Origin of the sequence: Streptomyces sp. NPDC014889 (assembly GCF_043081205.1) — a bacterium.
Taxonomy (GTDB): Bacteria; Actinomycetota; Actinomycetes; order Streptomycetales; family Streptomycetaceae; genus Streptomyces.
In genome coordinates, this window is record NZ_JBIBWH010000018.1 from 22645 (window position 1) to 45314 (window position 22670).

At 68.2% G+C, this 22670-nt stretch carries 8 protein-coding genes and 1 pseudogene; 1 reads left to right on the forward strand and 8 read right to left on the reverse strand.

Annotated elements, in window-relative coordinates; translation table 11 throughout:
- Positions 1–65 precede the first annotated feature (65 nt).
- Both ACF09J_RS30370 and ACF09J_RS30375 read right to left on the reverse strand, forming a co-directional pair.
- Entirely contained in the window at positions 66–6830 is a 6765-nt protein-coding gene (locus ACF09J_RS30370) for a DUF4011 domain-containing protein (protein WP_392308659.1), read from the reverse strand.
- Between the two features lie 413 nt (positions 6831–7243).
- A pseudogene (locus tag ACF09J_RS30375) lies at positions 7244–7452 on the reverse strand (VapC toxin family PIN domain ribonuclease); the annotation flags it as partial.
- Positions 7453–7696: 244 nt separating this feature from the next.
- On the opposite strand from ACF09J_RS30375, the gene ACF09J_RS30380 reads away from it, so the two are divergent.
- Positions 7697–11074 (forward strand): type ISP restriction/modification enzyme, encoded by a 3378-nt coding sequence (locus ACF09J_RS30380; RefSeq protein WP_392308660.1) that lies wholly within the window; start codon positions 7697–7699, stop codon positions 11072–11074.
- A 172-nt stretch (positions 11075–11246) separates the two neighbouring features.
- Here ACF09J_RS30380 and ACF09J_RS30385 read toward each other — a convergent pair whose 3' ends face one another.
- The 6 genes from ACF09J_RS30385 to ACF09J_RS30410 form a co-directional block, all read right to left on the reverse strand.
- On the reverse strand, positions 11247–11903 hold the full coding sequence (locus tag ACF09J_RS30385) for a transposase (RefSeq protein WP_392308661.1): 657 nt from the start codon (positions 11901–11903) through the stop codon (positions 11247–11249).
- A gap of 855 nt (positions 11904–12758) precedes the next feature.
- Positions 12759–13799: a 2,3-diaminopropionate biosynthesis protein SbnB gene (gene sbnB / locus ACF09J_RS30390; RefSeq protein ID WP_392308662.1), complete on the reverse strand. Its 1041-nt coding sequence runs from the start codon at positions 13797–13799 to the stop codon at positions 12759–12761.
- A 200-nt stretch (positions 13800–13999) separates the two neighbouring features.
- Positions 14000–15421, reverse strand: a complete 1422-nt coding sequence (locus ACF09J_RS30395) for a condensation domain-containing protein (RefSeq protein ID WP_392308663.1) — start codon at positions 15419–15421, stop codon at positions 14000–14002.
- A gap of 48 nt (positions 15422–15469) precedes the next feature.
- On the reverse strand, positions 15470–16225 hold the full coding sequence (locus ACF09J_RS30400; RefSeq protein ID WP_392308664.1) for a thioesterase II family protein: 756 nt from the start codon (positions 16223–16225) through the stop codon (positions 15470–15472).
- Positions 16222–17883, reverse strand: a complete 1662-nt coding sequence (locus ACF09J_RS30405) for a condensation domain-containing protein (RefSeq protein WP_392308665.1) — start codon at positions 17881–17883, stop codon at positions 16222–16224. The genes ACF09J_RS30400 and ACF09J_RS30405 overlap by 4 nt, the downstream gene beginning before the upstream one ends.
- Complete coding sequence (locus tag ACF09J_RS30410; RefSeq protein ID WP_392308666.1) at positions 17876–22444, reverse strand: condensation domain-containing protein; 4569 nt, start codon at positions 22442–22444, stop codon at positions 17876–17878. Before ACF09J_RS30410 ends, ACF09J_RS30405 begins: the two co-directional genes overlap by 8 nt.
- Positions 22445–22670: the final 226 nt, after the last annotated feature.

Consider the following 22670-nt stretch of genomic DNA (forward strand, 5'->3'; position numbering starts at 1 on the left):
CCAGGCCGCCGCGCTCCTGGCCCAGTACCGCGCAGGGCTTCAGAAGGCCGGCCAAGTACGCGCGCTCAGGCACTCTCTGCAGGCATCAGGCCACCCTCCGCCTCCACGAGGTGGCCGCCGGCGATCAACTTGTCGATGTCGGCGGTCAAGGCATCCCGGATATCAGACCCGAGCCGCGCCCACCCGAAGAAGCGGGCGGCTTCGCGCAGCAGGTCCTCTCGGTGTACGCCCGGACCTTCCTCCACCACCTTCCTCAGCACGAGCTGCCGCTCGACGGCCGGCACCAGGGCCACCTTCCGGTCGCAGCGGGGAATCGGCGTGCGAGCGACGGTCACCTCATGGTCCGGCCGATCGTAGGCCGTGGTGCCGATGCGGACGATCTTGCGCTGCCTGACCAGCTTCAGCAGTGCCCGGCGGATCCGGTCCTTGATCACTGGTCCGGAGCTGGCCTTGTTCCACACCGAGCGGACCCGAGTGAAGATCAGCTCCTCCTCGATCGGGCCTTCTGCTTCGACGACGCGCAGCGCGACGTCGGCCACCACGCCGACGGCATCGGGATCCTGGAGTGCGATGTCGTCGAGTCCGCGGAGGCGGGCGGAGTCGAAGCGGACGTTGACCAGCTCGCTGTGGTCGGCGACTTGGTACGGACGGCTCCACGACGACGGCCCGGTATCGACGGTCACGAACTCCACTCGCGGCGCCGGGTCACCACCCGCCGCCTCAGCGACCTCCTCACCGCCCGCAGTCGCGGCAACGTCAGCGGCAGCCGCCGTATCACCACCCTCTCCGTCCGCCCTGCCCTCCGCGACGTGCGGAACCCGCACCGTATGAGGATCCGCTTCACACGCCGCCTCCACCGCGGCACGCAGCCGCGCCATCGCGTCCCGCCGGTTGCGATACCAGTCCGTGCCCCAGATCCGGTGCAGCTTCCAGCCGAGGTCGCGCAGGACCGCCTCCCGCAGCCGGTCACGGTCCCGGGCCGCCCGCGAGGAGTGGTACATGGCACCGTCGCACTCGATGCCCAGCGCGTACCTGCCGGGCGCCGCCGGGTGACGTACGGCCATGTCGATACGGAAACCGGCGACGCCCACTTGCGGCTGCATCGAGTAGCCCCAGCCGCGCAGCAGGTCGATGACCTCCTCCTCGAAGGGGCTTTCCGGCGCCGCGTCCGGATCGGCCGCGTCGGTCTGGAGGATTTGCGGGCCGTGCTGGGCGTACTCGAGGTACCGCTTGAGGGCCTGCACGCTCCTATTGCCGCTGTCGCGCAGCTCGCCGCCGTAGAAGGAGGCGACGACCTCCATCCGGCGCCGGGCACGGGTCACCGCCACATTGAGGCGCCGCCAGCCGACGTCCTTGTTGTTCATGGGGCCGAAGGACGAGTGCAGCTTGCCCTGCTGATCGCGGCCGTAGCCGATGGACAGGATGATCACGTCACGCTCATCGCCCTGGACGGTCTCCAGGTTCTTGATGAAGAAGCCGTCGAGCCGGTCCTCCGTGAAGAAGCGGTCGAGGTCCGGACGGGCCTCCCTCGCCTTCTGCACCGCCTCCTCGATGGCCTCGGCCTGCGCCTTCGAGAGGGCTACCACGCCGAGGGTCAGCCGGGGTCGGGTATCGAAGTGGTGGATGACGCGCTGGGCCACCTTCGCGGCCTCGCCCGGGTTGTTGCTCCGGCCGCCGCGGTCGTAGATGCCGTCCGCTTTGATGAACTCCACGCCGATGTCCGGGCCCTGTTCGAGCGCACCCGGGAACGTCGTCATAGAGTCGTCGTAGAACTCGTGGTTGCTGAAGGCGATCAGATTCTCGTGCCGACTGCGGTAGTGCCAGCGCAGCGGCATGCCGCGCAGTACGCCGCTGCCCCTGCACATGTCGAGGATGGACTCGTAGCTGTCCACGCCCTCCTCGTCCCACTCGTCGTCATTGTCTCCGTCACCGCCCGCACTGAAGAACGAGGTCGGCGGCAACTGCTTCTGGTCGCCCGCCACGATGAGCGCCTTGCCCCTGTAGACGGAGTTCACCGCGTCCTGGGGCAGCACCTGGGACGCCTCGTCGAAGATGACTACATCGAACTCAAAGTCTGGCGGCAGGAACTGACTGACCGTCAGTGGACTCATCATGAAGCAGGGCTTGATCAGCTTCACGACCTCGCGGGTTTGCTTCAGCAGGTGTCGTACGGGCATGTGGCGACGCTGCATCTCGGCTTGCCTGCGGATCACAGCGGCCTGCCCGACCGACGTACGGCGCGGTCGGCGGGCGTTGCACGCGGCGATCACCTCGGCATGGGCCGCCTCCACCAGGGCCTTGTCGGCTGACTGGAAACGCTCCACCAACTGGTCGCGCTCGCCGGCCCGCATCGGCTTCAGCCGGGCGTCGGTGGCGAGCTGGTGCTCGAGCCAGGCGGCGAGCACCGCGCGCTCCACCGCCGCGGGGAAGTCCTCGGCCGAGACGTCACGGCGAGCCATCTGGTCGGGCAGTCCGTCAAGGTGATACCCGCCGAGGACGGTCAGCGCCTCGGCGCAGGCAGTCCAGGCCTCCGGCCCGAAGGAGTCGCGGTCCAGACGTGACAGGACGGCTTTGGCGGCGGGCAGCGTCCAGGAGAGCTCACGCCGAAGTTCCTCGGCCCGCTCGGGCTCGAAATACCCGACCAGCGATTCCCTTTGACGCCGCCAGTCCGCCTCTCGAGCCGCCACGGAGGAGTCGGCGGACGTCGTCAGGATCATCCTGGCCGCCGCCTCGGGGAGGGGCGCGGCGTGGCCGCCGTGTGCCGTACGGCGGACCTTCTGCGCCCAGTCCAACGCGTCCAGCACGCCGTCGCGGTCGGTGCCGATACCGCGGTAGAGAGAGCCGAGGAACCCCCGGTATGCGGCGTCGTTCTCCGCGAAGCGCGACTCGGCAGCGCGTGCCGAGACGACCGCAGTCACCGCTTCCCGCGCCCGGGTCAGAGTCAGGCAGGCGGTGTCGTCCATGACGCGGGCGACGGAGTGGATGAGATCAACGGCGTCCTCGAAGGGCTCTACATGCGATCGCAGCCATACCGCGGCTTGGTCCAGGGGGCGGTCGGCGAGCACCGGGCCGACTCCGGCGAGATGCGGCTGGTGGGCGTACTCGTGCCAGTGGTCGAGTTCGCCGCGGATCTGTTCCGTCTGTCCGAGGAGTTCGCGCGGCACAGGTCTGTCGTCGGCCAGTGTGTCCGCGAGGCGGGATCGACGGGCGGTGTCCGCGAGGTTGTCCGGCGCCAGGCGGGCGACCAACTGCGCGGCGTGCAGCGCTGCGGACAGCGCCCCGGTGTCCGGGTGTCCATCCGCGCCGTACCTGCCCAGCAGGTCGCGGTGGTCGGCCGTGGCGTACGAACCGGGCTGCTGCCGGGTCACGTCGAGCGCACGGCGCAGGAGTTCGCCCATCGGCTCGTAGCCCGTCATACCGTTCGGGGCGGCCTCACGCAGGCCGTCCGCGTTCGTGTCCAGCCCTCTGTACCAGGGGCCGAGGAGCCTGCGGTCGGTCATCGCCCGGGTGGCGAACGCGGCTGTCTCCCGCTGCGCCGCGTGCGCGACCGCGACCGCGGCCCGTGCGGACGCCAGCGTGGTGTGCTCGGCGCCGGGACCCTCCTCTCGACGCCCCACCGAGGTCACGGTGTCCAGCAGGGCGATGCCCTGGCGCAGCGGGGCGAGATGGGCGCGCAGCCAGCGTGCGACGTCCCCGAGCGGCTGCTTCGCCAAGTCTTCCGCGTACGGCAAGAACACGGGGCGAGCCAAGTCCCACCGCCACACTGAGAGTTCGCCACACAGGGCCGAACCCTCCGTCAGAACTTCCCGCCGAGGCACTCGGCCGTCGGCCAGGTGGGCGGCGAGGAGACCCCTGCGGTGCGGGTTCCCGACCGTGTCCGGTGCCAGCCGGTGGACTGCTTCCGCGTGCGCGAGCGCCTTCCGCAGGGCCGGGACGTCGGGCAGTTTCGTCCCCCTGTAGCGGCCGATCAGTTCGGCGTGCTCCGTGGCCAGCGACCGCAGGTTCTGGTACGCGGTGTACCAGGCATCGGCCAGGTGCAGCTTGTCGTACAGCTCGCCTCGCCATGAGCCGGCGTGCGTGAGCGCGGCGACGAGCTTACGGTCGGCCCGGATACTGCTGGACAGCATACCGACGAGTCCTTGCCTGCCCTCGGTGAGGCGCCGGACGGCGTCAGGGAGCCCCTGCGTGGAGAGGAGCTCGGGCAGGAAGACGCCGCTCGCCGCTTGCTCGGCGGCCTCCAGTTCTTCGGCAGCCACGGAGATATCGGCGACCGCAGCCTGCACGACTGGCAGTGTCTGAGGGTCCAGCCACGTTTCGAGAGCACGATCGGTGGTATCGGCTGACTCGATCAGCGCGGCCAGGTCTTCGGCCTCCGACGTAGACTTGGGTCGGTCGCAGCCGATCTCGGCGGCCATCGAGTCGGCGCGTCGGCCGGCGGTTTCGAGCGTGTCGGCCAGGGCTTCCAGCCAGTCCGCCAGTTCCGTGGCCGCTCGGCTGGACAGTGCCGCCATATCGATGCCGGGCGGCTCCAGTTCGGTGAGGGCCTGCTCGTTGACCGGTCGCTCGGCGCTGAGTTCGGCGCGCAGATCGGCCCAACCCGGACCCGCCTGCGAGGCTGCGAGAGCCTGAGCGGCCAGAACGTTGTCCCGTCGGCTGAAGAACTCAGTCAGCGCGTCGGCGATGACGCGTACCGCTGCCTCGTCCGCCTCCGACGCTCCGTCAGGGACCAGCCATCGCCCTAGCGGTCGGTGCTCACTCGCCGCCACCCCGATCACGGCGCACAGGTGACGTGCGTCCTCGATACTGCCTGGCGCGGCAAGCCCTGTCGTACGGCTGACGCTCATGAGGGTTTGATGAGCGCGCTCCAGTCTTCCCGCAGTCGTGTCGAACTGGTCGGCGAGTTCGCGAGCCCGCTCCTCGGTCAACGCTGCGGGGTCGAGCCCGGGTGGCGACATGGTCGTCAGCGACTGCTCGGCATCGCTCCGCTCCGCCGTAAGTCTGGTGGACAGCTCGCGCCAGCGCTCACCGACCTGGGTTCGAGCAGCCGTGCCTGCGCGATGGGCTGTGCGGAGTTCGGTCAGGAAGGCATCGGCCGGGTTTTCGACGTCGTCCGCGAAGGCATCCGTCGTCAACCACCTCTCCGGCACCGGACTGCGGGAGTCGAGCAGCCGGAGGAGCGCGATCAGACGGTCGAGGGCGGTCTGGTCGGTGGCAGGTGTGCCGTCGAGCGCGAGATCACGGTACCGGTCGACGGCCGTGGCGAGCCCGTCCAGCGCGGCCTGCGCTTGTTCGAGCACCGGTCGCGGGTGCGGCATGCCCGAGCGTAGATGGCGCCAAGGGAAAGACGGGTCGGCAACGGCCTCCCACGAAGCGGAAATGGCCTTCGTCGCCTCGACGATCGATCGCAGGTCGTCGGCGCTCAGATCTTCGGCCCGGAACACAGCGGACCCGGTAGAAGCGGGTCCGTCATCGGAAGTCAGATAGGCGACCGGCGCGTCAGCCAACTGCCCGACCTGGCCGATCACATCGTGCAGGGTCCGTCCGAGCGGTGCGCGCTCCTCGTTCATCGCCTCGGCGTAGGCGCTCAGCGCGAGGCGCAGCTCCCGGGCCTGTGCCAGTACCTGCTGGGAGAGCTGTGGTGCTCGCGGCTCCTCCGCGAGGGCCCGACCGAGTTCCTGGGCGACGGACTTGCGGCTCGTGTTGTGGCTGTGCAGGGCGAGGGCATATGAGTCGAGTCCGACCGAACGCAGCCGGTCGAGGACGACGTCGAGAGCCGCCGCCTTCTCGCTGACGAACAGGACGCTGCGGCCGGCGTGCATCAGCCCGGCGATCATGTTGGTGATCGTCTGGCTCTTACCCGTGCCCGGAGGACCGTCCAGGACGAACGACTGCCCGGCCACGGCCGCGACGATCGCCTGCCGCTGCGAGGCGTCCGCGTCGAGCACCAGCGGGCGGTCCTCGGGCGGGCTCAGTTCGTCGATCCGGTCGAGTTCGATCTCCTCGAAGTCGAAGCGGTCGGTCGCGAGGCCGGCATCCGGGCCGAGCGCCATCGCCCGCACGAGATCGCTGGCCAGGACCCGGCCCTCGTTCTCGAGCAGGTCCTGGTACATCGACTCCTTGTGGGAAGCGAAGAGTGCCACCACCACGCGGTCGGAGACCTGCCAGCCGCTCTTGCCCTCGACCGCGTGAGCGGCGGCCGAGAGCACCGCGCGCAGGTCCGTGGGGTCCTGCTCGGCGACATGCGTCCAGTCGATGTGGAACTGCTCCAGCTTCACCTTCAGAGCCGGGTTGAACCGCGGTTCCTCTTCGTCGTTGGCCCGGAGGCGAATCCTGCCGTTCTTCATGCGTTCAATGACGACGGGAAGCAGGATCAGCGGTGCGTCACTACCGGACTCGGCCGCGTCGTCTCGCCAGCGGAGCATGCCGACCCCGAGGTTTAGAGTCCACAGACCGTAGTCGTTGAACAGCTGAGTCGACTTACTGCGCAGGCTGTTGAGCGCGCGCAGGAGGGAAGGGGCCGTGCGCTTCTGCGTGACGATTCCGCCGGCGTGATCGCCTCTCGCCGCGGGCAGCGCACTGCCGGGCTCCTCCGACTCGTCGGGCTCCGGTTCCTCATCGGGGAGCGGCGCGAAGTCCCAGCCTCGGTCGAGTCCCTCGACGAGTTCCTCGGCCGACGGGTACGAGATCTCCAGGGTCGCCGATTTCGTGTGGCGGAAATTGAGCAGCCGGTTGCGTCCGCTCAGGTCCACCAGGGAGGTCCGCCAGCCCGCGAGCATTGTCTTGAGCCGCTGGAGATCTTCTCCGCCGCCGAAGCCACCCGTATTCGTCACGTTGGTCCCTGCTGATCGTTGCTCTCTGGGCCAACGGAGCACCGACGTTTCCAGCATCCTCTGCCGTCAACGCGAAGAGCGGCCATGAGTGTTCGAACAACGTCCCCGTGGCCGCGTAGGTCCCGCTGATCCCCCCTGAACCGGAATTCTACGATCAGCACTCCGGTGAGTGAAGGGTGGACTACAGATGACTCCGTATCAGCTGCCCGGTTGGGGCGTGGCGGTATCAGCCTCAGCTCTCACATCTCATGAGTCAGGCCCTCGCCCGGGACGGTCCGAAGCATGGATCAGCTGGGCAGCATCCACCGTCGAGCGCACACACCGCCCCGACTGCCCGACATCCCCGAACCACGAACCGACGACCTCAGGCCCTTACTCGGGCACTGGAGCCCCTACGGCCCTGAGCCGCGCTAGCGGGCGCGCACCGACTGGGTAGCACTCAAATGATCATCCGTGATCTCAGACAGAACGGCACGGCCTCGTCGCACGCAATGTCGGATGTCGTCGACCGCGCTGAGCGCCGCTGCACGGCCCAGCTCGCGGGTGGCGACGTGGTCGATCTCCGAGAGCAGCAGCGGGGACATACCAAGAGCCCCGCAGCCATGATGGCTTCGTTGGACGCACGCACGCTGCCCCGCGATCGCCCCGGCGCGCCGGCAAGATCGCCGTACCGTCCACCGATTGCGCTCCGCACGTTGACGCACGCCCGGGACGCACTCCCGGCTCACGCTCCAACCAACCTCCGTACGCGGGGCTTTGGCGGCTTGCCACTAATCAACCGACATCCACTGGTGTTTGCTGCTTGAGATGTCATGGGCATTCTGTATGGGTCTGATCGTCGGCGTGGGTGCAACCTTGGGGGGCCGATGGCAAGAGGGGACGTCTGGGCGGGAAAGGGCACGACCGGATCGGTAGCGGACCTCGTTGCCCAGTTCGGCGAGGAGGTCAGGGCCAAGCTGCAAGGTCCTGCAGGGGCGGTCAGCAGTAAGGAGGACAGCCTGACCGCGCCGGTGGAGCATCTGCTGCGCGGCATGGCCTCGCGGCAACGCCTCAAGCTCATCGTCCACGGTCAGAGTCGCATCAAGGAACTCGGGATCCGGCCCGACTTCGCCATCTCCTGCGGCGGCAGGACCATAGGGCACGTCGAGCTGAAGCAGCCGGGCTCGGGGGCCGATCCGGAGAAGTGGTCGGTGAAGAGCCACGACCGCAAGCAGTGGGAGAAGATCAAGGCACTCCACAATGTGCTGTACACCGACGGATACCAGTGGGCGGTCTACCGTTTCGGCGTACAGGTCGGCCCGACCGGGATCCTGGTAGGAGACCTTGATTCCGGTAGTCGGCAACTCGTCATGGCGGACACCGGGTTCGAGCGTGCCCTCACGCACTTCTTCCTGCCAGCGCCCATCGTCCACGACAGCATCAACGAATTAGTCAAGCGCATCGCGGGAATCTGCGCCCTGCTGCGTGACGAGGTCACCGAGCGTCTCACCCGCGAGGAGCACGGGGAGGCTGACGCTGCGTTCTCGATCCTGGCCGACAACTGGAAGGACCTGCTCTTTCCCGATGCTCGCCCGGAGGAGTTCGCGGACCAATACAGTCAGACGCTGACGTTTGCCATGCTCCTGGCTCGCCTTGAGCACATTGATCTGGGCAGGCTCACGCTTCCCGAGGTCGCGATCCGACTGGGCAAGCGGCATTCCTTGATGGGCAAGGCGCTGGCGGTGCTGACGGACGACGCCCTCGACGATCTGCGGGGCATCATCGACCCGCTGATCGACGTCTTATCGGCCGTCGACCCCGAGATGTTCAAGGACGAGACCGGAGACGCCTACCTCCACCTGTACGAGGGCTTTCTGGGCGCCTACGACCCGGAACTGCGACGGCGGACGGGTACTTACTACACCGCTGGCGAAGTCGTCCGCTTCATGGTCGGCTTCACCGACGAGGTGCTGCGTGACCGGCTCGGCCAGGAGGACGGCTACGGAAGCGAGGACGTCACCGTCGTCGATCCGGCCATGGGCACCGGGACCTTCCTCATCAACATCATCGACCACGTCGCCAAGTCCCTGTCACTGAAGTACGGCAGCACGCTCAAGTCCGGGCTTCTCCGGGAGCTCTCGGGCCGACTGGTCGGGCTGGAGAAGCAGACCGGGCCGTACGCCGTCGCCGAACTTCGTGTGCACCACGCCTTCCGGTCCCACGACGCCGACATTACGCGCCGCCCGCCGAGGCTTCTGGTGGCCGACACACTCGACGATCCCGCCGTCGAGCACCACCTGGGCTTCATGTACGAGGCGATCGCCCGCCACCGCCGAATGGCTAACAAGATCAAGGCGGACGAGAAGGTCATGGTGGTCATCGGCAATCCGCCCTACCTGCGGGGTGCGAGACAGTCGGGCGTCGGACGCTGGATCACTGAGGGCAACCCGAACGGCCAGGGCCCGATCCTCGCCCGCTTCCACCCGGAGGACAACGGACGCGTCGGATACGCCCTCGACAACTTCTACGTCTACTTCTGGGCGTGGTCCACCTGGAAGGTATTCGACCAGTTGACGGCCTCGGGAGCGCCGAAGGCCCCCAGCGGGATCGTCGCCCTCATCACCAACTCCGGATACCTGGATAGCGAGGGATCGGCCGGCATGCGCCACTACCTGCGCGAGGCCGCCGACGAGGGCTGGGTCATCGGTCTCTCCCCCGAGGGCGCCTACTCCGACACGCGCACCCGTGTCTTCCAGGATGTAAAGCGGGAGATCTGCATCGCCGTCTTCGTCCGCCATGGCGCCCCGGACGCGGGTACACCGGCGCGGGTCTGGCGACTTGACGTCCCCGCGGGCACACGCGAGGAGAAATTCAACTGGCTGGAAGGGCTTGGCCTCGACGGTCATCGCGACGGGACCTCCTGGCAACTATGCCCCACACAGTGGACCGCGCCTTTTCACGTCCTGTCCGACTCCGAGTGGTCGGCAATGCCACCGGTGGACGCCCTGCTGCCCTGGACGAGCTCTGGCAACAAGAACAACCGCAGCTGGCCCGTCTCACCCAGCCGGGACGTCCTGGAGAGCCGGTGGCGCAGGCTCGTCCAAGCCCCAGCGGAGGACAAGGCCGCACTGCTGAAAACCACCAGAGACCGCCGTCCGGATAAGCCGGAACCGCCACTGCCCGGGCAGCAGGAAAGGGAAAGCCTTGCCGCGGAGAAAGAGACGTTGCCGGTCACTGTTCCCTACGGCCGGATGACCTTCGACAGGCAGTACATCATCGCGGACAGGCGAGTGATCGACTTTCCGCGACCGGCCTTGTGGTTCGCCCACAACGACCAGCGTCAGATCTACCTATCCGAACTCCACACGGAATCAGGCCGTCCGGGGCCGGCGGTGAGTTTCACTGCCCTGCTGCCCGACATGCACCACTTCAAAGGCACCGAAGGCGGCCGCGTCGCTCCTCTCTACCGCCACCCTCACCAGGCTGAACCAAACGTCACCCCTGGCCTGCTGCGTCTTCTCACCAAGACGCACGGCGTGACGGTCACCGCCGAGGACCTCTTCGCGTACATCGCGGGAACAGCCAGCCACAGCGGCTACACCCGCCACTTCGCCGCGAACCTCGCCGAGCGCGGTGTCCGTATCCCTATAACACGCGACCCGGCTCTATGGGCGGAGCTCGTGGAAGTGGGCAGGCGCACGGTGTGGATCCACACGTACGGCCAGCGCTTCGCCTCCCACCACGACAGTTCACCTGGCTCGTCCCCAAGGCTTCCCCCGGAGGAACAACCGGAATGCGTCGTCGTGATCGGAGAGGACGACGGGTTACCTGCGGACATCTCTTACGACGCGTCCACGCGAACCCTCACGGTGGGCACGGGCTGCATACGTCCGGTGGCGCCGGAAGTCTGGGACTATCGGATCGGCGGGGTGCAGGTGATCCGCAAGTGGTTCAGCTTCCGCAAGCGCAAGCCAGACGTGGAACGACAGACCCCGTTGAACGACATCCTGCCCCCGACCTGGCCTGCCCGGTGGACCGTTGACCTGATTGACCTCATCAACGCGCTCGGGCTCCTCGTAGCCCTCGAACCGCGACAGGCCCGGCTGCTGGACGCAGTGACCAGCGGCCCGCTCATCAGCACCGACGACCTACGGGGCGAGGGCATCCTGCCCGTACCTGCCTACGCAACCAGGGAACCGAAACCGCCGCGGAAGTCTCGACGTGCCCCCGGCCCTGGTCAGAAGAGCCTCGACTTCTCGGACTGACACCCGTCCGGCCTGAGTGCCTGACGCCCGCAACATCAACGGACTATTTGCACGACGACGCCCCGCCACAGCAAGCCAGCGGGGCGTCGTTGTATCAGGTCCCCGTCTACGCAGGACCCCCGTCGGAGCGATCCGACGGGAATCCTCACCTGTCACGAGCGATCACACGCCCCTATAACGCGGGGGCGCGGGAAACCGGTCTGACCAGGTTGAACACCTCGTGGGCGGCATATCGCTTGAGGCATCGGATGATTTCGCGTCGGGTCTTGCCTTCCTGCGTGCGGCGTTCGTAGTACGCCTGGGTGCGCAGGTCGTGGCGCAGGCGGGTGAAGACGATGCGGTGCAGGGCCGCGTTCGCCTGGCGGTCGCCGCCGTGGTTGAGCCGGCGCGTGCTCCGCCGGCCGGATGAGTACTCGATGGGGCTGACTCCGCAAAGGGCGGCCAAGGACGCCTCGGTGTTCAGCCGGTCGGGGTTGTCTCCCATGGTGATCAGGAGCGTGACGGCGCTGTCCGGACCGATGCCCACCCACTCGAGCATCTGCGGTGCGTGGCGTACGACGAGCCGGGTCAGGCGCCGGTTCAGCTCATCGATCTGCCCGGTGAGCTGCTCAACGCGCTCGGCCAGCATGCGCAACGTCAGGTGGGTGGCGTGGGCCACCGCGTCCTCGTCTCCGGGCGCGGCCACTGAGCACGGCCCGCGCGTCGATCGGGCCGACTTGCAGGGCAACCGGCGGGTCGAGCGATCGGGCCGGTTCACCTCATACACCTGGACGTACTGGGCGAGGAGGTAGTGGGACAGGCTCGCTCCGAAGGTGCCGGTGCCCTCCACCCCGGCACGGCGCAACCGTATCCAGTTTGGCGGGCGCAGACGTCAGCTGCCAGCAGCCGGCGGCCGTCGCCGGAGAGGATTCGGTGCCCATGACCTTCCCCAGCCGGGGGGACCGGGGCGGCGACGTGAACCTCGCCGTGCGTGTCCACACCCAGGTCGACCTCACCCCGATTGGGCAGATCCGTGCTCGAGGAGGTGCTGCGCTCTCTGACGGAACCGGCTCTTTAGACGCATGTGCGAGTGCAATCGCAAAGTAGGCGCACCCCGAAAACGTTACAGGGACACGGGCCGCATGAGGCGCCGACCGCATCGTGCCCGACAGCGCAGCCGATCTCATGACGAAGCCGCGCCGGAGCTCTCCGGTGCGGCCTCGTCGTCTCACGGCTCCGCGCAAAGCCCCCAGGCGGGGCCTCGCCGTATCACTCGTCTATCACACAGCCATCACCAACTGGGCGGACCCTCCCGGACCAGCAGGCCCTGACCTGCTATTTCATGCCCGCGCTGGACTGGCGTAGACGCCCCTGGACGGTCTCTACAACCTGTGCCAGGTGGGACCGTCACGGATCAGGGCCGGAGTCCCACCACCCCGCGCGTCACGGCGAGTGGAGTGCCGCCCTCCGCAGGTCTCCGCACTTCGGCGCAGAGAGCGGTGTCGGCCGGCCCAGAGAGCCGCATCGATCAAGATCCGGACCTGTTCCGGGGCCTTTCCGGGCCAAGAGGACCCGTTGTCGCAGGTGTACGCCGCCGAGACCGCGGAGTCCATTTCGGCCGCCCTCGCGTGTGACTGCCGGGCTCACCGGTTCGAAATTGCCCTGACAGGTGTGCCAGAAGGCGGCCGACTCGGCCAGACCGACTCTAGCCATAGCGGTTCAGGTCATGGAAGAAGTCGGGGATCGCGTGCAGATTGTCCGTGGCGCTGAGCTGCTCGTGGACGTAGCGGGCAACGGCAAGGTCGAGGACGCCGAGACCGAACGGAGAGAAGACGACCGGCTGATCGCTGGGCGGCGTGGTCCTTCCCCGGAGGACGTCATAAAGCGAGCCAACCACGAAATCGCGGTTGCCGACGCGCTGTTCGGTCAGGTGAAGGGAGGTGTTGGCCTTCATGGAGTGCTCGACGTCGTCGACGACGTTGTACGACGACAGGACGATCTCGGGCGCGAGGTCGCGCAGCGAGATGTGCAGAACCAGCGGATTGTGGCTGAACCAGCTCGGGTCGGTGACGTGCGGCTCGCCCGCGACCGTGGCGAAGACTATGAGGTCCGAGCTGCGGATGAGGTCTTCGGGCGAATCGTGAACGGTGATGTGACCCTTCTCGGTGCGCGCAAGGTAGCCCCGGAAGCCCTCGGCGTGCTCATGAACCGAGTCGTGGACACCTACTTCGCTGAAGATGAGGCCGTTGCCCGCCAGGTAGGTGTGGATGTACCGCGCGATCAGCCCGGTGCCGAAGAAACCGACGCGGATCGGACGCCCCACGTCCGAGGGGTCCTGGCGCCTCGCGCCGAGTTCAACCGCGGCGAGGGCCGCGGATGCCGCGGTGCGGGAAGCACTGATGATGGACGCCTCAAGGCAGGCGAACGGATACCCGGTCTCGGTGTCGTTCAGGATCAGTACGGCAGAGGCGCGCGGAAGTCCGGAGGTCACGTTCTCGGGGAAGCTGGAGATCCACTTTATGCCGTGCACATCGGCCTCACCTCCGATCGAGGCGGGCAGAGCGATGATCCGTGAGGAGGGACGGTCCGGGAAGCGCAGGAAGTAGGAATCGGGGTTCACCGTCAGGCCGGCACCATGCAGCTCGTACGCTGTCCTCACGATGCGGGTGATCTCCTCTTCCCTGGCACTGGTCGCCGCCTGCACCTGGGCTCCGGAGATCACCACGAACGAGGGCGGTTGCAGCATGTCACGGCTCCCTTGGTATTCGTCCACCTCACACGGGCTGCCCGAAACGCTGCCCGCGGGCGTGGAAGCACTGTGATCAGTGCCGACTGGGCTCTTCTCCACGCCCGCCATGGATAGCAAGGTGCGGCGGAGCGCTCAAAGACCGTGCTTTTCCCTACAGGGCCACGGCCGTGATCGGACGGCCGTAGGAACTTCACGGCTCAGTCGGACGAGCGGGACAGCCGCAAATCGGGTGCCCGCGGCCCGAACACCTCGGCCTCGGGGCGGTCGAGGCATGCAGCCAGGACGCTGAAGTAGTCCCGGCCCAGGTCCTGTACGCGGGCCCCGGAGAAATCACGCCTCCGGTAGGTGAGGGCCAGATCTCCGCCACCCGGGCCATGGGTGAGGCGCACGCTCAGCGGTCGCAGGGCGTACTGCCAGCGGGGCGGCATCGGTGTCGCACAAAGCCCGCCGCCCAGTTCCTCCGCGTCGGCCTCACGCTCCGCACCGAACTCCAGCCCGTCCAGCAGGTCACTGGCCTCAGCGGGGCCTGCGAGACGGGGTGTGAGCAGATGCGGCGGCAGATCGGCGTGTTCGAGGTCCTGGGCGAAGGCGTCCCGCACCTGCGGCAGCAGCGAGGCGAAGGACGGGCTCGCGGAGAGGTCGGTACGGCACACCATGGCATGCGAGAAGTCGCCGATCACGTCTTGAAGTTCACGGCGGTCCCGGAAGGTCACCGGCGTCGGAACTGAGATGTCCCGCGATCCGGAGTACCGGGCGAGGAGGATCTGAAACGCGGCGAGGGCCCCGACGAACACGGTGGTGCCGCGATCACGCACGCACTCGCGCAGCGCCGCCGACAGCCCGTCGGGCAGTGGGAGCACCACAGTGTCCCCATGTTCCGGTGGCAGGTCCGGGTGCAGCTGGTCGAACGGGAGCGAAGGGGGAAGCGCGCCGGCGAGCCGCCGCGTCCAGTAGTCGGCCCGTTGGGACCGGTAGGCGTCGGTCGTCCGGGCACGCTGCCACACGGCGTAGTCGGCGTATTGAAGAGGCAGCGGGGACAGCGCCGCAGGTTGCCCGGCACGGGCAGCGAGGTAGGCAGAAGTAAGGTCCGCGAGGAGGATCTCAGTGGCCCGGGCGTCCGCGATCATGTGGTGGAGGATCACGATCACGATGTGGTCCTCGTGGTCAAGGCGCAGCAGCCGGACCCGGACGAGCGGACCACGTTCCAGATCGAGAGGCTGGTCGACCTCGGCTCGCGTCAACGCGTCGAAGTCCGCGAGCGTCCCCTCCGTGACCGGGATCCTCAGCCGCAGGGTGGGTGAGACGACTTGGGTCAGTCGGCCGTCTTCCGCCTCCCGCAGCACCGTGCGCAGGATCTCGTGACGTGCCACCACCGCGTTCAGCGCGTGCTCCAGCGCCATGGTGTCCAGCGGCCCGTGCAGCCGCATTCCGGCCAGCACCACCGGAGTCGGCCGCGGGCGGGCATGTGCCTTGGCCCATGCCCACTCCTGGGCCAACGACGCGGGGAACCTCGCGATCCCTCCGGGGCGCGGCACCACCGGGATGGAGACACGAGTGCCGCGCAGCCGCCGGAGAAGTCCGGCCTCGAGCTCGGCCCGCGCCGCGAGGCCGGGAGCCACCGGTGGAGTTCCGGGGGCGGCGGATCGCTCAGGTGACGGTGCCATGGTTCACCCTGCCAGGGAGTGGCCCGGGATCCGCCCCAGTCCTGTGACGAAAGTACGCATCAACTCGTCAGGCCCTTCCAGGAACCCGTAGTGCGGGCCTTTGAGGAGCGTGAAGGTCGTCTCTCCGAGCTCGGACCACTCGTGGAGGAGCTTGTGCGGGACCTCCACGTCGTCGTCCCACCCGAGCACAGTGGCGGGGCAGGGCAGGGGGTTCGGGTCCGCGACGCCGTAGCGCTTGTGCGCTGCCACGTCGAAGAGCAGCACCTCCAGGCTGAGCTCCACCATGTCCGGGCGCGGGACGCCGCCGAGTTCCGTGATGAGTCTGCGGACCTCTTCACGGAGTTCGTCGTCGCTCATGTCGAGGAACCGGCCGTGCGGGCCCTTGTGCGGGGCCACCTGAGAGGAGACGAACAGGCGCGTCGGTACAGGGTGGCCGCGTCGCTTCAGGCGGAGCGCCGTCTCGTAGGCGATCAGCGCGGAACTGCAGTGGCCGAAGAACGCGAACGGGCGGTCCAGATGGGGAAGCAACGCCTCGCAGAGCATGTCGGCGAGTGAGTCGAACGACATGAAGGGGTCTTCCCTGAGCCGGTTCTCACGGCCGGGGAACTGCACCGGGCAGATCTCGACGTCCCCGGTGAACCTGGGCCACTTCCGGTACATGCTGGCGCCGCATCCGGAGTACGGAAGGGCGAACAGGCGTGCTCCGGCATCCGGTGACGGCTCCTCGAGGAACCAGCGTGGGCGGCGGTTTCCGGTCACGAGTGCTCCTCGTTCGAGCTGGATTGCGGTGAGAGGGCGTTTTCTTCCTGCGCCAGGAGCCTTTCGAGTATGCGGCGCGCCAGGCTGTCGATGTCGACGCGCCCGAACAACTCCCGGACGGGGAACTCCACGCCGTACTGCTCACGTACACGGTTGCGCAGCTGGAGCAGCGACAGCGAGTCACCACCGATGTCGAGGAAGTCCTCATCGACTCCGATGCGCTCCAGCCCAAGCAACTCACAGAAAATCTCGTGCAGTTCGAGCTCGATCGGAGTGTGCGGGGCGCGGTAGGGAACCTCGACCACCGGTTCCACCAGCGCCTCGCTCCACGGTATCGGCTGCCGGTCCACGGGCTTGGTGGAGACCGGTGCGTCGGGGTCGGCCGCGATGCCTTCCAGGATCGTGACGAACCCCACGGCCATCTCCTTGATGGTCGCCGCGTCGAACAGCTCGCAGCTGTACTCGAGGAAGGCCCGGTAGCCCGCCGCGTCGTCAGGTTCGAGGTCGAGCGCCAATTCGTAACTCGCGGCGCGCGAGTCCGGACGCAGCGGCTCGATCACCAGATCAGTGGTACGCAGTTCGGGTACCGGCATGTTCTGGAGTACGAGCATGGCCTGGACCTGCGGAGTGCCCACCGTGGAGCGGCGCTGGACGCGCAGTATCTCCAAGGCCGACTCGAAAGGGAATTCCTGATTGTCGTAGGCCTCTGCGCAGGTGCTCCTGGCTCGCTGGATCAGCTCACGGGCTGTCGGTTCTCCCGATACGTCGGTGCGCAACAGCAGCGGGTTGACGAAGAAGCCGATCAGGTTGGCGAGTTCGGGCCGGGTCCGGCCGGCCATGGGGGACGCGACCGTGATGTCCTGCTGTCCGGAGTACCGTGAGAGCAGCACGTCGAACGCGGCCAGGAAGACCATGAAGGCCGTGGCCCGCTCCTCCCTGGCCAGCGTATCCAGCCGGGACACCAGTGAGGCCGGCAGGGTGAACGCGTGGGTGCCGCCCTCGAAGGTGGGCTCGGCCGGGTACGGGCGGTCGGTGAACAGCTGCAGTGGAGGAGCGCCGTCCAGTCGCCCTCTCCAGTGCCGGGTCAGCCTGCTCAGCTTCTCACCTTGCAGATTCTCGTGCTGCCACATCGTGAAGTCCGCGTACTGGATCTCCAGCGGCGGCAGTTGGGGCTCCTCTCCCCGCAGGTACGCCCCGTAGCAGGCCGTGAGCTCGGCGACGAAGACGGCGGATGACATACCGTCAGTCACGATGTGGTGCATGACCAGTACGGCGATGTGTTCCTCGGGAGCCAGCCGCAGCAGCCGCATCCGCACCAGGGGGCCTCGGTACAGGTCGAACGGTTCCGTCACCCCCGCGGTGACAGCTGCCTCCAGGTCCCCCCGAGCGATGTCGGTCACAGGAACGTCGAGCTTTGGGGTAGGGCCGATGACCTGTACCGGACCGTCCTCGTCGAGGTCGAAGACGGTACGCAGTGCCTCGTGCCGATCCACCACGGAGTTGAGGGCGCGTCGCAGTGCGTCGGAGTCCAGTCGGCCACGCAGGCGCAATGCCGCCAGCACGTGATAGGTCGGACGGCCAGGGTTGATCTCGTTCTCCAGCCACATACTGCGCTGGGCGAAGGATGCGGGGAAGACCAGCACCTCGTCGTCAGTCATGGGCAGCACGTTCTCCAGTCGTCGGGGTGCGCCCGGAGCCGCTCGGACGCTTCCTGCGGAACGCAGACCTGTCCCTGGAGCGGATCGCCGGTGTCTCCGCGGGCTCCGGTGCCTCCGCCTGCTCGTCGATATAGGCGGAGACCTCCGCGACCGTGGGAGTCTGGAAGAGCTGGCCGAGGGGCAGGTCCAGCTCGAACTCGTTCCGCAGGCGGTCGATGACTGCGGCTCCCATCAGCGAATGCCCACCCAGGGCGAAGAAGTCGTCGTGGATGCCGGGGTTGTCGACCCCCAGGATGTCCGCCCAGATCTTCAGGACCCGCTGCTGGGTCGTGGTCAGGGTCTTCACCGCCTCGCGGCCCTTGACCCGGGCCTTGGACGGCTCGTACGGCGGCGGGAAGACCGTTACGTCCAGGTGACCGTCGGCACGCAGCGGCCAGGCGGTCAAGGGCTCAATGGTTGCCGGGACGGCGTGCAGCGGCAGCCGGTCCCGCAGGTAGCCCCGCAACAGCGCCGGCATGGAGCGCGCCCATGCGCCGAACGCGGAGTCGGGTGCCGGCGGAGCGGCGGCCGACTCGGCCGGGGTGTAGCCGCCGGCCAGCAGCCGGGACAGCGGCACGACCCGACCGGGCTCGGCACTCTGCCGGCGCATGGCCACCGTCAGCTCGTCGAGGCGTGCTCCGGTCGGGCCGGCGACCGCTTCGTAACCAGCGGTGTGCGCGACGGCCAGCAAGGCCAGGGGGTCGACGGCCCGATCGGCCGGTACGGGACGGCTCAGGGCTCCGGCGATCGACCCGGCCGTGGTCGCCTCGCCGTTGTGCAACAACTCCAGCGCAGCCGCCATCCCGGCGAGGTCCGAGTGCGGTACGTGGCGGACCACGAGATGGTCCGGGGCTTCCCCAGACCGTAGCCGGTCACCGAACGTCTCGACAGTCAGCCGCTCAGCCACCCAGTCCAGCCGTTCCACGAGCAGCGGTACGGTGTCACTCGGGCCGACGTGCAGCACGGCGTCGTAGCGGAATCGGGTCAGTTCGCCCGGGTGCGGACCGATCCTGCGGACGATGGCGACATCGGTCACGCCGGGAAGCCGTTCCCCGACGTCCAGGAAGAACTCCGGCCGCAGCGCCAGCCCGTCCGCGGCGGCGGCGCGCCGGGCAACGGCTTCGCGCAGCTGCGCCACCGGGGTATCGTGCGCCAGCCGGTCCAACTCGGCCGGCAAAAAGATCGCTTCCTGTCCCCCAAGGTCCAACACGTCACTGACGAGGATCGTGCCACCAGGACGCACCACCCGGACCGCTTGGGTGACGATCTCTTCCAGGTAGTCGGCATCGGGACAGTAGGCGACGAGATTGTTCACGACCACGGTGTCGAAGGAATCGTCCTCGAAAGCAGTGAAGTCATCGGGTGCCAGGTCCAGGACCTCCACCCCATCGGCCTTGGACGCCAGACGGTCCCGCTGAGCGGCGATGTGCTTACGGGCTCGCACCGACAACTCGGTGGCTCGGTAGGCGTCGCAGCGCGGCGCCAGGCGGAACAGCAGAAGTCCGTTGCGGCAGCCGATTTCCAGGATCCGGCGCGGCCCGGCGTCGAGCACCTGCCGCACGGCCGCGTCGGTCCAATCCCGCAGGGCTTCCGCGGTCAGCTCCTCGCCGCTCCTCGGGCTGCGCCAGCCGGTGGGGTTGAGCGCGGGGTCGCTCTCCGGGTCACGCCCCAGATACGCCTGGGCGAAACGGTCACGCCATCGTTCGGGGTCCGGCGCGGGCGTCTTCTCCGGAAGGACGTGGGCGACGAGTACGCCTGCGTCCGTCACCGAGAGGTGGGCCCTGGCGGCAGCGGGATGCGCGGCCAGTTCGGCGGCTACGTCCCCCAGTTCGACAGGACGGCCCTGCAGAACCGTCCGTCCGGCCGGCCGGCCGAGGATCTCCAGTACGCCGGGAGTGACCCAGCGGGCCCGGTCACCGGTCGGCCTTGGCTCGTCCTCCGTCCAGCGGGGGCGGTCCAGATGGCCGCTCGCCCGGGAGGAACCCATTACGTACAGGTCGCCCGCGACACCGGCGGGCACCGGTTGGCCGTGCTCGTCCAGCACCGACAAGCGTGTGTCACCGAGGGGAGCGCCCACAGGGAGACGGCCGGAGGCGATGGGAGCGGGATCTCTCGGGCACACTCGGTGGGCGGCGACGGGGCCCGCCTCGGCGAGGGAGAGGACATTGAAGAGTTCGGCGTCGGGGAGAAGACGGGAGAAGGATTCGGCCGTGTCGGGCCACAGCTCCCCGCCCGCGCAGACCACGCGCCGGGGCGTGACCGTGCCGGGCTCCGCGCCCGACGCGGGCAGCTGGGAAGCGGTCAGCAGTGCTTCCAGCCGTGCGGGGTCCGTCAGCAGGACACCCTGCCGGTCGTCGAGTGCGGTCACCGGCGTCGCGGCGGACTGGAGGCACAGGCGGCCACCGGCGCCCAGCGGCCACAACAGCGCGGTGACCAGGAGGTCGGCAGTGACCTCGCCGGACACTGTCACCTGCTCGCCCGACTCCAGGGGGAAAGCGTCACGCAGGTTGCGGACACGAGCGGCCGTACTGGCATGGGTGTGCGCGTTCAGCGCCCCGCCGCGCGATCGGATGAGCAGCGCACGGTCCTGTGGTGCCGACGTCACCGTCGGCGGGGTGTCGGCGAACGAGCGGATGCTCTCGTTCTCTGCGTCCAGCGCACACAGGACCGCGCCCGTGTCGCGCGCGCTGTCGAGCAGTCCGGCGGAGATCAGCTCCGTCGAGGTCAGCACCACCGCTGGGGTGCAGCGCCGCACCGCGTCCGCGATCTCGTCCCGGGTGAGCGAGGCGTCCAGAGGCAGCGCGACGGCGCCCGCAGCGAGGGTGCCCAGCAGCGCGACGAGGAGTCCGGTCGACATCGGCAGGCGAATCGCGACGACGTCCCCCGGCCCGACGCCGTGTTCCTCGAGCAGGTAACGGGCCAGTCGGTGCGCCTCGCCGGTGAGTTCCCCGTGGGTCAGCTGGGTGCCACCCCCACGCACGACCGGAGCCTGGGCGCTATGGCCCTGGCGCTCGGCAATGAGGTCGAAGACGGTGTGTGGCGTCTGCGGGGCGCACTCCTCGGAGCTGTCCGCGACGGAGTCCTGCACGGGGCACAGCGGCAGGTGCCACAGCGACGCGTCCGGGTTCGCGACGGCGCCTTCCAGCAGGGTGTACACGGCGGTCAGCAGGCGCTGGACTGTCGCCGTGTCCATGATGTCGGCAGCGAACCACAGTTTGCCGTTGATACCGCCGCCCTCGGTGGGCGAAAGCTCGAATTCCAGGTCGAACCTGGCCTTTCCGGTGTCCAGCGTCTCGATGTCGACCGTGAGGCCGGGGATGCTCAGCTCTTTCCAGGGGGTGTTGTGCAGACCGACCATGTGCCGGATGAGGGGCGTGTGCGCGCTGGCCTCACGCTCCGGATTGATCTCTTCGATGATCTTCTCGAAGGGAACGTCCTGGTGGGCGTAGCCGTCCGTCGCTTCCTTCCGCACGTGGCGCAGGAACTCGCGGAACGTGAGCCCGCCGGTCAGCTCCACCCGGATCGGGAGCGTGTTGACGAAACTGCCGACCATGGACTCGGTCTCGGCCCTGTTCCGGTTGGCCATCGGCACACCCATGACGAGGTCCCGCTGACCGCTCCACCGGGACAGCACCGCAGACACACCGGCCAGGAGGACCATGAACAAAGTGGCCCGCTCGGACTCGCCGAGGGCCTTGAGACGCTGGACGAGCGCGGGAGGCATCTCCACATCGAGCGAGCCACCGTCCCAGGTGCGCTCCGGCGGGCGCAGTCGACCGGTGGGCAGCTCCAGCGCGTGAGCGTCGGTGAGCCGCTCCCGCCAGTACGAGAGGTGTCCGTCGAGGGCACCGACGGCCTGCCACTCCTGCTGCCACAGGGCGAAGTCGCCGTACTGCACGAGGGGCTCGGCGAGCGTGGGCTCGCGATCCGCCGCGTATGCCTCGTAGAGCGCGCTCAGTTCCTGGAGCAGGATGCCGAGCGACCAACCATCGGTGGCGATGTGGTGCTGGCTGAGCAGCAGCAGGTGCTCGTCGTCGGCCACCTGGAGGAGGACCGGCCGCAGCAGCAGGTCACGGGTCAGGTCGAACGGCCTGTCGATCTCCTGCTGGTGGTACTGGCGTACCGCTTCGTCCCGCCGGCCGGCGTCCAGGTCCCGCAGATCGTGGACGGGCATGGGGACGCGGCGCGGCGCGTTGACACGCTGCACCGTGTCGCCCCCGTCGCCGAGGTGGAAGGTCGAACGGAGTACTTCGTGACGCCTGACGAGCTCATCCACGCAACGCTGCAGCACCCCGTGGTCGACCCGTCCGCGCAGCTTGGCCACGCCCACGATGTTGTACATCGTCGACGTGGGCTGCAGCCGGTGGAAGAACCACATGCGCTGCTGAGCGAAGGACAGGGGGAGGTGCGTACGCTCCCCCGGCCTCGCGGTGATGCGAGCCTCTGCGCGGTCCAGTCCCTCATCATCGAGGAGCTGGTCCAGAAGCTTGCGCTGGTCTGAGCTGAGCCAGTCGCTCCCCATGGGTGTAAAACCACCTTCGCGCTGCTAGAAGATCGACGGTTTGTCCGCGCCACTCCGCACCTACCGCTGGAGCCAACACGCTCTGCCCGTGGGTCGCCCAGCCGGTAGTCGGTAGCTTCCCGGACGTGCCCTGACGCGGCCGCTTTCCCGGTCGCGTACGAGGATTCCCGGGGCCGACCGCCACGGCCATCGGTCGTTTCCCCGACTAGTGCCGCTTCTCGGGTGG

What these genes read in the sequence shown, in the direction of transcription:
- ACF09J_RS30410 (WP_392308666.1), bottom strand. Translation starts at nt 22,444, where the DNA reads ATGGGGAGCGACTGGCTCAGCTCAGACCAGCGCAAGCTTCTGGACCAG.
- sbnB (WP_392308662.1), bottom strand. Translation starts at nt 13,799, where the DNA reads ATGCTGCAACCGCCCTCGTTCGTGGTGATCTCCGGAGCCCAGGTGCAG.
- ACF09J_RS30405 (WP_392308665.1), bottom strand. Translation starts at nt 17,883, where the DNA reads ATGACTGACGACGAGGTGCTGGTCTTCCCCGCATCCTTCGCCCAGCGC.
- ACF09J_RS30380 (WP_392308660.1), top strand. Translation starts at nt 7,697, where the DNA reads ATGGCAAGAGGGGACGTCTGGGCGGGAAAGGGCACGACCGGATCGGTA.